We start from the raw sequence: 13,722 nt of genomic DNA, 5'->3' as shown, positions 1-13,722 counted from the left end.
GTAGGTCAGTTTTTTTTACGGATTCAAGATCCAAAGAGCTGCCCGACCTATTCTTCACCTCTACTATATAAAAAAATAGTAGTACGAACCAATGCCTTGGTCTGCACTACTAATCTTAGTATGTTTTTTCTTTATTGAACTAACTAAGCAGGTTAATAAAAAAAGAAATAATACCTCTATATAAATTTATACCTTGTATTATAGAGTACCTTGTATTATGTTTAATTTATAGGGGGTGCAAATTTTGGAAATTAACAAAGAGGTTCTTAAAGGGCATATAGATACTCTGATTTTATCTCTATTACATAAAAAGGATATGTATGGGTATGAGCTGGCTAAATTTGTTAGAGATAAAAGTGAAGAACAGTTCGAAATAAAAGAAGGTACACTCTATCTCTCTTTGAAAAGATTAGAAAAAAACGATTGGGTTGAATCGTACTGGGGAGATGAACAAGGACCAGGGGGGAGAAGAAAATATTATAAACTTACCCCACTTGGAAAAGAGTGTTTCGAAGAAAAGCGTTCAGAGTGGCGTTTTGTAAAAAAAATAATGGATTCTTTTTTGGAAGGGGGAGTAGAAATTGAAACAGATTGATGCATTTATAGATTCCGTTTATCAAAAATTCGATGGCAATAAAGACGAGATAAAAGAATTAAAAATGGAAATGAAAAACCATTTAATTGAAGCTGTACACGAATTAAAAATAGAAGGTAAGTCAGAAACGGAAGCAGTTAGGATTGCAATTGAACGCTTCGGTGGAGAAAAAGAAATCCGTACAGTGATTGGTCAATTATTTGAGGTGCAAAAAAAATTTACAAGGTGGCTCCTTTATTTTGCGACATTTTTTCTTGCTTTGGGCCTCCTTACTTTTGGTATCATTATGTCAATTGAAAAAAGCAATCAGAATGAACGGCATAAAATAAATAATGATATTTCTATAATTTTAAGCGATGTTAGTAGTGTCATTTCAAAGGAAAAGCAAAATCAAATTAAGTCTTTGGTTCAAGGTACGAATCAGGTTTCAAAGGTTGAGGTTTACAATATACAGAATGAAAAAGACGTATTTAATTATATCGATACAGCTAAACCAGAGTTCCAGTACGAAAGGAAAATATGGGCCCCCGACATTAGATTCATTGACCTATTTAGAGAAGGTAATGGGGATGGTGAGTGGTTTATCTTTATTACGTATAGGAGTATTGATGATTTAGCTTTTTTATCACTATTATTGGGTATCGCTTTCTCTATTCCTTTATTTTCAATATGGGGAATTATAAAGGTTTATCAAAAAAGGAGCTTAATATTTAAATCTTTAAAGTCCTTGTAGAACTAACGAGTGCAAGAGTTTAAGATCAAGCTGCCAAAGTCAAAGGCAGCTTTTCTTATTGAACTAACGAAGCAGGTTAGTGGAAGAAATAGCAAGTGGGTTTAACTAGGAGAAGTGTCGATGACATTAAAGAAGACACCGAGGTGTCTTATGTTTTTTAAATTAAGAATATTGATAAATTGGAATTTAATTACTTAACATTATACTTATTTTCGGAGCGAGGCATCTTATCGGTGAGTATATACCAAGTAATGCTTGCTGTTAATAATGTTGACGAAATCAAAGCTGTAAGAACACTATATGTTTGCCAAATAAGTATCGTTGACCAATCGAAGGCAAAAAACATTATACACTGGGCAATCGTAGCGATTAGGAAAATAATTGTTACGATTGTTCTCGTTTTTGTCATTGGCTGCTGCTCATTCGTTTTCCTTTTTCTTAACCCTAAGAGAAATAACAGAACGGCCAATAGGCAAAGAATAATTGTGGTAGACGACAAAATGATGTCCAAAAGCTGTGTGCCGCTTATCTCATATGACTGAGTTAGATTGCCGTTTAATATATTTTTAACTTTTAGTACCAGGTTTATATTGGTATTTGCGCCGTTGCTCAGTAAGCAGATGGCTGTTCGTTCATTTGGCAGTATGGCTACTTCGGTTCTAAAATTCGGATTACCCCCAGTGTGTTCTATAAACGTTTGTTCGGCGTTTACCGACCAACCTGCCGCATAATACATATCGTTGACAGCCGAAACAGACATATCACCCCTATGTGATTTTTCGATAACCCTGTGAAATATTTCGGGTATGTCCTGCACGATACCCATCTGTATGCCCATCCAACGCGCCATATCTTTTGTATTAGAAATGATATAGCCGGCAGGTTTATTCCCAGCATAATCCGGAGCGTTAAATGGAGTTGTTATGAAAAAGGAAGAACGGTAGCCCTGCGCTAACTGTCCAGTGGCTTGAGCATCTTCTTTATAAACATACGTCTGGTGAAGACCTAAGGGTAGAAATACCTGTTCCCTCATAAAGTCTTCATAGCTTTGTCGTGATACAATCTCAATAACCAAACCCAATACGTCATAATTAACGGTTCCATAGTTATATTGTTCACCGGGAGAGAACGCCAATTCAGCATCTACCAGCGTTTCCACAGTCTTTTGCAACATATCAGGCGTATTGCCTTGTGGAATATTTTGAGTATGTCTAATATTTGTTAGGCCGCTGGTATGGTGAAGGAAGTTATTTAGTGTAAGGCTTTGCATATCAACAGGTTTACCTTGATACTTTAACGTAAACCAAGGTAAATATTTTTGGATAGGGTCAGTCATTGATAGCAGCCCTTGCTCTTCCAATAGCAGAATCCCCATACCAGTAAAAGCTTTACTCACCGAGGCCAACTCATAGAGTGTATTTTCACTTGCAGACAACCCCTTTTCAAGATCTGCATACCCAGAAGAAAAGTAGAACACTTCATCATTAGCAAGTATTGAGATTGACATTCCAGGCACACCTGATGTACGAGAGGCATCATCTAGCAACGCTTGTATTGCCACAGATTTCGAATCTGACAACGCATAACTTTGTGTTGCGAATCCTGAGAATAATATAAGTATCGTTAATACAAAAACAATAGTCTTTTTCATAAACTCTCCTTTTTGAAGAATTATAAGAGTATAAAAAACTTATTTTTATAATTATAAACTAAATTCTAATTTATATTTCTACTTACCTATATAATATCAAGTAATTGTGAAGAGTTACACTTAAACTAACGGGGTGCTTTAGTTGAACAAGAATTAAACAACTTTATTATTGATTTTTGTCTACAAACACATTTAAATGATTAGAAATTAAACAACTTTAAAGAGCCTTACTACAATATTATTTGTAGCGAGGCTCTTATATTTTTAGATCAGAATTAAATAACTTTATTATCACTTTACAAATAAATCAATATATCCATTTCAAATAAACATTGATATATCAAGTTTTTCAGTATTTACAAATGATTTATTCACGCCAATTTAAATCAACGAAACTACTAATAGCCTCCTTAATCCGATTTACTGGTGAACCTACCTCATCCACTACATGTGCAAGCAAGGATGCCCATGAATGGTGCGACTCACCTGTTCTATTTATATATCTTAATATCTCTTTAAACTCTCTCATTTCTGACTCTGTTAATTCATGCTGTAAGAACTCTTTTATATATGCATTTACAAACTTTGCATGGCTCATGCTGATTTCTAATAGAATTGCCGTTGCTCTTGATACTGTACAATCTAGTGCAAATGCTAATAAAGCAATTGCTGAATATTCTCTTTGAGAAAATCTAATTGTGACTCTTTCTCCCGGTTCATTTATCCGTTTTTCTACTGTTTTATTACTCACATGACCACGAAAAATAGTGGTATCAAACAATAAGTCTCGTTTAAAAAATTGGGACAAGTGTTCAATTATTTTACGATCCTTAAGTACGTACATGCAAAGCGATGGACAAACATCTTTAACTGGTGTGTATGTAATGTGTGATAAACGGTAAATTGCATCTTTTAAATCCAAATTTAGTGTTGGCTTTACATCACGTTTTTTATCTGAGCGTTGACCTCTTTCGCCCTTTTTTTCCACTTCTCTCGGCCCCCAATAGCAAAATATTTTTAGGACAGTGTCCTAGTGTCCCAGGTCCTCTTTTAGTTATAGTCCAATTTATGGCGCTCCGCCCTTGTCCTAGAACATTTATTTTCTTTCTTTTTTCCACTCCCCCACGACCCACAATAGCTTAGTGTCCTAGGTCCTCTTTTAGCTTTATTCCAATTTATGCTCCCCCCTTGTCATGAGGAGTTTAGGGAAAATTTATTTTGGCCATACTCAAAGTAAAAAATAATATGAGGTGGGTACATGAGTACTACAGAAGAAAAAAGACGTAAGATTATCGAAGGTGTAAAAAAACAATCTGAACGTTATGGCTTCCCTACTTATCCTAATAAAAAGAAAAAGAAATCGAAAAAGGATCAAAAGAGTTAATCTCTTGATCCTTTTGGTTTTATATTTAGTAACATACAATATTTAAGTATAAGCAAATTGTACTTAATGTTTTGTTATTTCAACTATATAAGCTTTTGGTATATCTATCTCTCTATCAGGTACATAGTCTAAAATTGTTATACTTTCATGTGATTGACGTACAAAGAAAACTCTATGAAAGTCATATCCTCCACGATTACTAGCGATAGATATTCTGTCATTCACTTTTAAATTATCATACACTCCCTTTACCTCCTTACAAGTATTTTCTTTATATTTAAATCTAGTACATAATACAATTTTAACCCTTCGCTGTTCTAACCGAAAGAAACATAAAATATTCATTTCTATTTACTTTTTATATCATCTCTCCTCTGTTGTCGAATAATCATTGGCTGACGCTTATCTTTTTCCATTTCCGCTAAGTACTTGCCTAAATAAGTATCTGTGATGCGTTGAGGAACATAACCCAATCGCTGACGTATTAGATTTTCAAGTACAAACATTTTGCGTGTGATTTTTTCGTATTCTCTTCCGCTGTATTCTTCAGATTCCTTATACTCCTCAATATTTTGCTGTTTACGAGCATTATAAAAAGTGTTCATAAGTTTATATACATTTGTCCTTTCGGCTCTTGCATATTTCAATAAACTAAGTAACTCAAACGTTGAATATCTCATTAACTCCGGTGTAGTCTTATCCAGATACACATCTAGCGCGAAATCTCTGACACGAACTGAAACACGCTCATGATTTCGTTGCACTCGATCCGCCGGCAATATCATTACACAAAAATCACAATAATACTTCTCACCCTGTTGCTCCATCTCACTTCCACAATATGGACAAGTAATAATACTCATACAAAGCACCCCTTTACATCACCATTTTTATAAATTGTCACCTTCTCGAAAGGAGATGGCGACTGAACCTTTGTCTTTCTAATTGTATATTTGCTTTTTACAGCTGGTCCACAATCAGTTTTTTACTGAATAAAATCTTTCTAAATTAAAGATAAAGTTAATTGCTCGCAGCATATTTGGTTTCCTTTTAAATAATCCCATACACGTTTAGAAAAACTGTCATATGTGCATATTCTTTCGCCTTTAAATTTCCCTGGTATTTCAAAATGAATTTTATTATCCGAACAATGATTAAAACTAACTCTTATCTCATCGCTACAGTGACCATGATAACAATTATAATGAATATTACGCATTTTTGATTTGTAGAGTTCATAATCTTCAAGCTGCAACCAACCCTTTTCTAAGTAATAAAGAATTTCCCCATAAGAATTTACAGCCCAATCAACTAAATAATTTAATTCATGTTCAACCGGTTTCAATAAAATCACTCCTCAAACCCTGTTATGTGTTAAAATAAAGGGACGAGGGGTGTCGCAATCTTTCGTCCCAGTCGGTTGCTTAAAGCAATCGGCTTTTTCACTTTAAATTGGCTTTTTGTGCAAAATACTCATTGATTAAAATATCTAGTTCCTGTGATATAACTAATACTTCCGGAGACTGCAGACCCAATTTTTCAGCTATATTTATCATTTTTTCTCGCTTTTTATTAATTTTTCTACTAAGTTTTTCCATGTTTTGCTCTCCTTTCTTTTAGTTTTTTTGTTCTTTTCGCTTTGCCTGTAGAAGCGAAATCAGTTCCCAAAGGGGATTATTTTTCCCCTTTGACATGGAGAACGAAAAACACGTATAGACAGTTGATCAAGGGGGCTTTCGGTAAAAGTTTTTGCTGTTGCGCAGCGTTCTTAAGCAAAAAGTTTTTCCACCCTTGAACAACTGGCTCGCTGTCTTACTTTCCTGCAGGTGGAGGGCGTAGCCTAGGAGGCTCGACCTGCAGGAAGCTTAGACGGCTTGCGCTGTTTTACGATTCGGAAGGCAAAGGGAAAAAACAAGGAGCATAGCGACGCAATTTTCGGCTTCAGCCGAAAATTTCCTTTCCTTATGTTCTTAAGGTTTTCGGCTCATGGGGTACGGCCGATAGGTAAAAGGATCAGGAACTTAGGGCATGTAGGCGAAGCATGAGCCGTACATACCCTAGTTATCGAACCTTTTAGTGCCACAGTGACACGTACAGAATGTTGATATATGGCTATCTACACGCCCCACCGTAGATGACCATATTTCTACAATCTGTAGTGCTGCCGCCCGAAGTAGATTTTTAATCTTTTAATCAATAAAAAAAGCTCTCAAATGAATGAGAGAAAATAAAAATACGATAATTTATTTCTGGTTGTATCTGAGTGGTCCTTAAGCAGAAGAGCATAAAAGCTTTTTTCTTAAGAAAAAAAGCCCGCCTTAAGGCGAACTTTGCTTATAATCATTTAACGTGATTGGTCTCTTTTCTTTTCTTTAGCTTGGTAATCCTGCTCTTTAATTTTAGCGTCAATCCCTTTAAGACCTTTTAAAGAAAAAATATCTTTGGATGATGATTTAGTTTGTTCGTTTTTTTCTTTAACGCTAACCCTTGCCTTATCCCCACTCTCCATAGCGTCCTTAACAATTCGATTCAAATGTGAGAAGTCAGAGTACTCCCCGATACTCGCCATAACAAGGGCATTTCGAGTAAATGAAGCATTTTGCGCGAATAACTTTTTATCTAAAAATATATTTTGAGTAGCTGCATATTGGACACAAAATTCTGTTACCGTTCGTGTATTACCTTCCCTGAAAGGGTGTACTTGCCATAGTGCGGCCATATTTTTAGAAAATGCTTCAGCTTTCTGTTCATATGTATCTAAATTACTCCAATTCACTTTTTTCAATTCGTTAATGGCTGCTTTAGCTTCAGCAGGAATTTTTTTATTTTGACTATATTGAACACTCATACCTGAAAGCACTGGTTCAGCTTTTTCTATATCCATCAAACGAGGCTGTCCGGCCCACTCATAAATATCACCCAAAATGTGCTTGTGTATATCCATTAAATGCTTATAATCAAAATCCCCTTTAACTTCATTAACTGTAGCTAGTCTAAACTTAGAGATAGCAGATTCAGCTTGATCTAATTCTTCCTGATCAGTAATATTCAATTTGTTTTTTAACACAGAACAATTTGGTATTAAGTACGGATCATTCATAAATATCACGCTCCATATTAATGTATTTCAAAAAGCTCTGAAATTAGTCATTCAGAGCTTTAGGGGATTTTTGGTATTTATTAATCAACATCTGTCCTACTTCCTCAATTTCCAACTCACCATCAATATGCCTCTGGAATAACACCTGATCTTCAGGAGCTACTGGTTTAGCTCCTAAGCTGTTAATTGCTTCTGCTTGGGCCAATCTTTCCGCTCGTTCTTCTCTAGTTGTATTAGCAATACTATATTTACCCATATTCTTCCTCCTTATTTTCATTATGTTATTTGAAATACAGAAATTTAAAGTGATTGTTCTCGTTTTTTATCTTTGGCTTGATCCTGCTGTTGGCCTTTGATATTGGTATCAATTTCTTTCACGCCCCGCAAAGAGAAAATACTTTGTTGGCCTTGATGTTTAAGTTCTTTCTGCCAATTTGAAAGTTCAGGTAGTTGATGATTATTTTGCTTGGCCTGATTAATAATACGCTCAATTTTGTTCAACAAAACATCTCTAGACGGCTTCTCATTTAATGCGTTGGAAATAACCTCTTTAGGGCTAATTGAAGGTGTTTCAACACTGGAATATACTTTAGTTCCCTCTCTTGTAAAAAGACTAATATCAGCGAAGTGATTGCTTTTAAATAGCTCATTTAGATTATCAGGCAAATTAGAAACTATTGTGTCATGAATGGCTTTATCTGTTGATCTAGCAGTTTGCGGATCGGTTAAATACATTGATTCATACCTCTCCAATGTACCTAAATAAGATAAATCTTTCGATACGGCCATAACATAAAGGCTTACTTCATATCCTTTTTCTTTCAAGTCTGTAGCAGTCTTTGTTGGCGTTTCAACAGTTCTCAAAGTACCCTCAATAGTTAAGTTATAACCTCGGTTACTAAAATGTTCAATTAAGGCTTCAGTCATTTTATTTGAAAAAGGTGTAACATGCGCTACATAATCCTTACCATATTTTTCAACCAATAAATCAAAGTTTGGATGCAAAGGTTTAAACGTGTCATTATCAATAGTAATAACATTATTGTTTAATTTATCTTTAATAATTGCATGCAAAGTCGTTTTCCCTGCTCCAGCTTGACCACCTAAAAGGAAAGCAACAGGCTTTTTTTGTGACGTCTTATTTTCACTTAACTTATCTATTGCAAATTTTAAAGTCTCTTTAAATTCATCTTCAGAAAAATATGATAAGCCCATTTTATCCACCTAGATTTCCCCTTTTAATTTCTTTAATGTAACTGTTCATATTTTTCCAATAGCCCTCTAAAGCTTCTAATTCCTCAAATGACATTTTAAAGAGATCTAGATTCAGCATTTTAACAAACTGATCTAACAAGGCAACATAAAAATTATTTTTATCATTTTTATCGATACCACTTTTGATAATAAAATTCACTAAACGAGCATAGACACCATTAGAAAATTCATTTAACAGCTCGATTTTAAAAGTATGCTCATAATTTAAAGGTTTTTCCATTTTTAACACCCCTTTTCCATTTTAAAGAAACTACAACCAGGTATCAATTATTCATATGGTCTATATTTCTTTCGAAGTAATTCGAGCTCATCTTTTTTCTCTAATAACATGCTTTTTAAGAACATTTTAGGTTGTTCTTTCGCAACTATTAATTTTCCATCTTTGACCAATTGTCCCAGTCGGGCCGTTGATATTTCTAATATCAACGCTGCTTCAGCTCCAGACAATAATTCTTCATTTAAAAACCCTAGAAGTTCTTCAGTTGATGCAAATTTATATTCCACAATTTCACCTCACTTTAATTATAAACATAAGCCTTGCAGCGTGGATTGAAATTGTGATCCCATACAGGGCTAGTAATACATTGTCAAAGGTTGAGCGATCTTGAAAATCAACATACTTCAGTATTATAACTGTACTAGCAAATAGCAAGGCCATATTTACATAACCAAATTTTTCGAATACCTTTTTCATATATACAAATAAGTGGATGTGTTATAATTTTATTAAAGAAGGGGGGCTAACCCCCTTCCCGAAATATTAGCGACGGTTCTTCTTAGCGGTGGAACGTCGCTTTTTCTTTTTTCCTTGTTTCATGTCGTGAATGTCTTTAAAGCCTGATGTGAAAGCTTTAAATGCTGTTGCAACAAGTGCGACAAGAGCAAGAACTTTTTCAAATTCATCCACTTATATTCACCTCCTTTATATACTTATTATACAATACCTGTTTACAAATGTAAATAGGTATTGTGTATTTCTTTTACTTTTTTCCATTTTTTCACTTATCCTATAGAAGCCATATCAGTCCTCAAAGAGCTTGTTTTCCACCCACAAAAGATATAGCGTTAGCATCCATAAAATTCGATTGAAAAACCATAACTGCAACAAAATTCTCACCATTTTCAGATACACCATAAAAATAAAAATGTACATTTGGTTGGTCGAAATAATTCTCATGCTCTTGGATTGAACTTTCTTCATCTAAAGAACCGTTATCTGGAATTTCATTTAAAAATTGTTCTTTCATTGTTTTGGCAAATTCAATAGCTTTTTCAAGTTGTAGAAAAATCTCTACTTGTAAATCACCGTAGCTGGCCATATCAAAATTTGCTGTTACTGCGAAAAATCCATTATGAAATACCTCATTTACGCTTAGTGTTTTCGTCATTTCTTTCATTGCTTTTATCCCCATTCTTTTTAGTTTTTTTCGCTTTGCCTGTAGAAGCGAAATTAGTTCCCAAAGGGGATTATTTTTCCCCTTTGACATGGAGAACGAAAAACACGTATAGACAGTTGGTCAAGGGGGCTTTCGGTAAAAGTTTTTGCTGTTGCGCAGCGTTCTTAAGCAAAAAGTTTTTCCGCCCTTGAACGACTGGCTCGCTGTCTTAGCTTCCTGCAGGTGGAGGGCGTAGCCTAGGAGGCTCGACCTGCAGGAAGCTTAGACGGCTTGCGCTGTTTTACGATTCGGAAGGAAAAGGGAAAAAATAAGGAGCATAGCGACGCTATTTTCGGCTTCAGCCGAAAATTTCCTTTTCTTATGGTCTTAAGGTTTTCGGCTCATGGGGTACGTACCGATAGGCTAACGGATCAGGAACTTAGGGCGTGTAGGCGAAGCATGAGCCGTACAGACCCTAGTTATCGAGCCTTTTAGTGCCACAGTGACACGTACAGAATGTTGATATATGGCTAACGGAAAATCACCAACTTGGAAAACCATATTTCTCTGATTGTTTTTTTAGAGCTGCTTGAACAAACGCAAAAAATTGACCAAAATGCATTAAGCAATCTTGGTCATATTATTTTCTCCCTGATATAAACATGCTTACTGCATCTTTAATTCGTCCTACAGGTGTCTTAACTTAGTCCATAATCTGTGATAAAAGGGTGCCCCAAGAGTAGTGTTCACCGTCTAAATTAGCAGTTACAGTGAATTGTTGTTTTAAAGTGCAAAAACGTTGTTTTTGGCTTGATAGGAGATTCCTACGACCTTTACAAATATAGCTGTTATTGTCAAAAAAATAAGCAGCTATATTTGTTGTCGCTTTGCTCGAATTTCAATACAAAAAAAGACCAAGGCTATTTAAATAGCCTTGGTCTTTTTTTGTATATTTTCTTCGTATTATTATTTCAATTTTTAGTCTCTTTTTGGTTTTTCGCATGCGAAATTATATCCACCAATTTTTTTAGCTTCCGTTTCACTAGTTTTTCCTCTTAAACCAGCGTCATCTCTTGAGTCAATTACTGGATTTCCGCCCTGAGCGAAACATTGATCCATATAATTCATTTTTTCTTTATGTGTAAGATATCGATCCCAGAAAAAATACCCAATGAAAGAAACGAGACCAATTCCTGCAAGCCACGCTACAACGGCAAATTCTTGAATTTCACCATTTTCATCTTCTTTATAAATTATGTTGCCATCATAATTTTCCATGTCTATCCCTAATGTTAAAAGTGTGTTATTAACTTCTTCAGGAGTTAATGATTCTAGAGATTCATAATAACTTAATTCTTCATCTGTGAAATTATATATTTCTTTAGCAGCCTCTTCATCAAATTCTAATGTTTGTGTATTAAAGTTATATAATAATGATTCGGCTAAAGCACTCTCTTTACTTTCTAGCTCATTGGCATACGCAAAATTTGGTAAAACTGTAGATACAATTAAAGTAAGTATCAAACTGCAAATAAAAACGTTAAACTTTTTCATTACAACAATTCTCCTTTTTTGTGTATTTTTTTGTAAAAATAATACATTTATAGAAAATTTAATGCATTATTTCCTCCATTATACATAATATCCAAAAGAATGTATACTATATATAGAAAGTGAGGTGTATTGTTTGTATTTCTCGAATATGCAATTATTAATGTTGATATTTGCTTTTATTATTGTGATTTTAAGCTTCATTAAAGTTTATCAAATAAAAAAAGAGTATTTGATTAAGCATAGGGAACTAGAAGTGGAATTGGAAAAAGTCGAATTAGAAAGACAAAAAATAAAAGCTGAGAATATAAATAGCAAAATCTGATGGAGTTACGTTTGGTCTGCATAACTCAATCACCACTCCTTTTCAGCATCGGCAAGACAAAAATAAAAAGAGTAGTTAACCTACTCTTTTCTGTCCTCTTTATTTAGCCAATTGTTAATCCCTTTTTTTTCTGTAATAACTCTTATTGTTCCAGCATATAAGTAGTTATTTGGTAATCTTATTTCTGTCTGATAAAGTTTGTACATATTTATAATTTTATAGTCAATAAGATAATATATTGATCCACCTGTACTATCCCATTTAACCCCATAAACATCCTCATTCTCAAACACTTCAGAAGCATGAGTTGCTTGCATACTTTCTGCCATTTCAAAATGATACATATCTATCCTAGCTGCACCATAATTCCCACATATAAATGCTATTAAATTTTTGTTAGGTGCCCATGCAATTCCAAAAGGTGATTGGTAGCCATCATAATCGGATTGATAACCAATCGTGTCGGACAAATTAATCATTTCACCTGATTCTAAGTTAACAACAAAAATTTTAATTCCACTTTCCACAGCAACATCATATGCTAAAAATCGTTTATCGTAAGAAAGATGAAAACTTTGAATGTTACTATAATTATCAGGCAATGAAACCTCAAATTCTTTATTTTTTGCATTTATAATTAACTTATCATCTACTATTGATAGCTGATAATCACCGATTTCAGTATTATCATTTGTTTCTTGGAATTTAAGGACATGGGGGTTTGAATAATACTTTATTTCACTATGAGTATTTCCTTTTATTAGTAAAATAAAAATAGTCATCATCAATATATATAACTTGATAATATTCCTCACTAATGCTCCTCCAATCACTTATAACAAACATTTCTTAAGAAAAAAGGCCGCCTTAAAGGCGGCTAATTGCTTATTAATGTGTGGCCTGAATTTTCTTAAGCAATTGCAACAAAATTTCCTCTCCTTTAGGACTTAAAACAATGTTTCCATTCGCATATAGCTTGTTTTTGCTTGTTATTTCTCCAGTGACAACACAAGGTATACGATGTTTACTCATTATAATCTGATCATTCTTAACATTTATTTCTATGGGGTCTTTATATTCAATTCTTAGTTTTCTTCGAAGCTCGATTGGAATAGCGATACGCCCTAGCTCATCCACTTTTCTTACTAAACCAGTGCTTCTCATAATGTAACATCTCCTTTAAATTAACTAAAATCGTATATTTGTTTTTTAATTTCATTCGCTACTATCTTGTACACTTATAATTTTTTCAATCTCATTTAGATGATGAACTACTTTTTCTAATCTTTCATAACCTTGTTTTCCTAAAAAAACTCCTTCTTTATCAATTAAGTCCCCGAATGGTTCTAAACTGCCTATTTTAGAAAACAACGTCTTAGCCCTATTCAATAATTCAGTTGGAAAATCACTTAATTCAAGGTAACCAAAATTAGTCTCGCTCACTTTTATATCAGCAAAAATTTCTTCAATTGTTTTATCATTAATGTCTTTCTCTAAACCAGTAAAAATTTCATTATTGAAAAAATCCGAAAGGGTCATATTGAATCCTTTTGCTATTTTAGTGATTGTAATAATTGTTGGAGACTTCGTTTTTCCGCGCATAAACTCTGATACAGTAGGTTGGTGTAAATTCGATCTTCTGATTAATTCGTTTATTGTCCATCCTTCTTCAGACAATAGTTGGTGTATTCTTATTCTTATTGCATCGTTCATGTCCATTAAAATTCTCTCC

The 13,722-nt window shown here is 34.0% G+C and carries 21 protein-coding genes; 4 read left to right on the top strand and 17 right to left on the bottom strand.

Annotated elements, in window-relative coordinates:
- Nucleotides 1–244: 244 nt before the first annotated feature.
- Entirely contained in the window at nt 245–595 is a 351-nt protein-coding gene (locus tag ACYQ73_RS27120; RefSeq protein ID WP_403007324.1) for a PadR family transcriptional regulator, read from the top strand.
- Nucleotides 582–1,328, top strand: a complete 747-nt coding sequence (locus tag ACYQ73_RS27115; protein WP_403007322.1) for a permease prefix domain 1-containing protein — start codon at nt 582–584, stop codon at nt 1,326–1,328. The genes ACYQ73_RS27120 and ACYQ73_RS27115 overlap by 14 nt, the downstream gene beginning before the upstream one ends.
- Nucleotides 1,329–1,518: 190 nt before the next feature.
- On the opposite strand, the gene ACYQ73_RS27110 is transcribed toward ACYQ73_RS27115, so the two are convergent.
- Together ACYQ73_RS27110 and ACYQ73_RS27105 are read right to left on the bottom strand one after the other, a co-directional pair.
- On the bottom strand, nt 1,519–2,979 hold the full coding sequence (locus ACYQ73_RS27110; RefSeq protein ID WP_427506590.1) for a serine hydrolase domain-containing protein: 1,461 nt from the start codon (nt 2,977–2,979) through the stop codon (nt 1,519–1,521).
- A 367-nt stretch (nt 2,980–3,346) separates the two neighbouring features.
- Complete coding sequence (locus ACYQ73_RS27105; protein ID WP_460015296.1) at nt 3,347–3,967, bottom strand: hypothetical protein; 621 nt, start codon at nt 3,965–3,967, stop codon at nt 3,347–3,349.
- A gap of 270 nt (nt 3,968–4,237) precedes the next feature.
- Between ACYQ73_RS27105 and ACYQ73_RS27100 the strand changes: the two genes are divergently transcribed.
- Complete coding sequence (locus ACYQ73_RS27100; RefSeq protein ID WP_460015295.1) at nt 4,238–4,363, top strand: hypothetical protein; 126 nt, start codon at nt 4,238–4,240, stop codon at nt 4,361–4,363.
- A 63-nt stretch (nt 4,364–4,426) separates the two neighbouring features.
- Here ACYQ73_RS27100 and ACYQ73_RS27095 read toward each other — a convergent pair whose 3' ends face one another.
- The 12 genes from ACYQ73_RS27095 to ACYQ73_RS27040 form a co-directional block, all read right to left on the bottom strand.
- A complete protein-coding gene (locus ACYQ73_RS27095; protein ID WP_460015294.1) occupies nt 4,427–4,606 on the bottom strand; it encodes a hypothetical protein in 180 nt (59 codons plus the stop codon).
- Between the two features lie 104 nt (nt 4,607–4,710).
- On the bottom strand, nt 4,711–5,226 hold the full coding sequence (locus ACYQ73_RS27090) for a hypothetical protein (RefSeq protein ID WP_460015293.1): 516 nt from the start codon (nt 5,224–5,226) through the stop codon (nt 4,711–4,713).
- 140 nt (nt 5,227–5,366) lie between these two features.
- Nucleotides 5,367–5,708 carry a hypothetical protein gene (locus tag ACYQ73_RS27085; RefSeq protein ID WP_460015292.1) on the bottom strand — a complete coding sequence of 114 codons (342 nt, stop codon included), beginning with the start codon at nt 5,706–5,708 and terminating at the stop codon, nt 5,367–5,369.
- A 97-nt stretch (nt 5,709–5,805) separates the two neighbouring features.
- Nucleotides 5,806–5,961, bottom strand: a complete 156-nt coding sequence (locus ACYQ73_RS27080) for a Spo0E family sporulation regulatory protein-aspartic acid phosphatase (RefSeq protein ID WP_460015291.1) — start codon at nt 5,959–5,961, stop codon at nt 5,806–5,808.
- A gap of 746 nt (nt 5,962–6,707) precedes the next feature.
- The gene (locus ACYQ73_RS27075; RefSeq protein ID WP_460015290.1) at nt 6,708–7,415 is read right to left on the bottom strand and encodes a Fic/DOC family protein; all 708 of its coding nucleotides are present in this window, start codon (nt 7,413–7,415) and stop codon (nt 6,708–6,710) included.
- A gap of 91 nt (nt 7,416–7,506) precedes the next feature.
- Nucleotides 7,507–7,719, bottom strand: a complete 213-nt coding sequence (locus ACYQ73_RS27070) for an antitoxin VbhA family protein (protein WP_460015289.1) — start codon at nt 7,717–7,719, stop codon at nt 7,507–7,509.
- A gap of 44 nt (nt 7,720–7,763) precedes the next feature.
- A complete protein-coding gene (locus tag ACYQ73_RS27065) occupies nt 7,764–8,678 on the bottom strand; it encodes a zeta toxin family protein (protein WP_460015297.1) in 915 nt (304 codons plus the stop codon).
- 1 nt (nt 8,679) lies between these two features.
- Nucleotides 8,680–8,958: a hypothetical protein gene (locus ACYQ73_RS27060; RefSeq protein ID WP_460015288.1), complete on the bottom strand. Its 279-nt coding sequence runs from the start codon at nt 8,956–8,958 to the stop codon at nt 8,680–8,682.
- Nucleotides 8,959–9,005: 47 nt separating this feature from the next.
- The gene (locus ACYQ73_RS27055; protein ID WP_460015287.1) at nt 9,006–9,242 is read right to left on the bottom strand and encodes a DNA-binding protein; all 237 of its coding nucleotides are present in this window, start codon (nt 9,240–9,242) and stop codon (nt 9,006–9,008) included.
- Nucleotides 9,243–9,498: 256 nt separating this feature from the next.
- The gene (locus ACYQ73_RS27050; protein WP_460015286.1) at nt 9,499–9,645 is read right to left on the bottom strand and encodes a hypothetical protein; all 147 of its coding nucleotides are present in this window, start codon (nt 9,643–9,645) and stop codon (nt 9,499–9,501) included.
- 121 nt (nt 9,646–9,766) lie between these two features.
- Nucleotides 9,767–10,135 (bottom strand): hypothetical protein, encoded by a 369-nt coding sequence (locus tag ACYQ73_RS27045; protein WP_460015285.1) that lies wholly within the window; start codon nt 10,133–10,135, stop codon nt 9,767–9,769.
- A gap of 957 nt (nt 10,136–11,092) precedes the next feature.
- On the bottom strand, nt 11,093–11,668 hold the full coding sequence (locus tag ACYQ73_RS27040; RefSeq protein ID WP_460015284.1) for a hypothetical protein: 576 nt from the start codon (nt 11,666–11,668) through the stop codon (nt 11,093–11,095).
- A 148-nt stretch (nt 11,669–11,816) separates the two neighbouring features.
- On the opposite strand from ACYQ73_RS27040, the gene ACYQ73_RS27035 reads away from it, so the two are divergent.
- Nucleotides 11,817–11,990, top strand: coding sequence for a hypothetical protein (locus ACYQ73_RS27035; protein WP_460015283.1), 174 nt, complete (start codon nt 11,817–11,819; stop codon nt 11,988–11,990).
- A gap of 80 nt (nt 11,991–12,070) precedes the next feature.
- Here the strand turns inward: ACYQ73_RS27035 and ACYQ73_RS27030 are convergent, their stop codons facing one another.
- The 3 genes from ACYQ73_RS27030 to ACYQ73_RS27020 are packed head-to-tail and all read right to left on the bottom strand — an operon-like array spanning nt 12,071 to nt 13,709.
- Nucleotides 12,071–12,823, bottom strand: coding sequence for a TolB-like translocation protein (locus ACYQ73_RS27030; RefSeq protein ID WP_460015282.1), 753 nt, complete (start codon nt 12,821–12,823; stop codon nt 12,071–12,073).
- A 55-nt stretch (nt 12,824–12,878) separates the two neighbouring features.
- Nucleotides 12,879–13,154 (bottom strand): AbrB/MazE/SpoVT family DNA-binding domain-containing protein, encoded by a 276-nt coding sequence (locus ACYQ73_RS27025; RefSeq protein ID WP_460015281.1) that lies wholly within the window; start codon nt 13,152–13,154, stop codon nt 12,879–12,881.
- Between the two features lie 51 nt (nt 13,155–13,205).
- Nucleotides 13,206–13,709: a helix-turn-helix transcriptional regulator gene (locus tag ACYQ73_RS27020; RefSeq protein WP_460015280.1), complete on the bottom strand. Its 504-nt coding sequence runs from the start codon at nt 13,707–13,709 to the stop codon at nt 13,206–13,208.
- Nucleotides 13,710–13,722: the final 13 nt, after the last annotated feature.

This window comes from Lysinibacillus sp. CTST325, from assembly GCF_054665055.1.
Note: the sequence above shows the minus strand (reverse complement) of the source record. Positions and strands in the feature narration are given on the sequence as shown.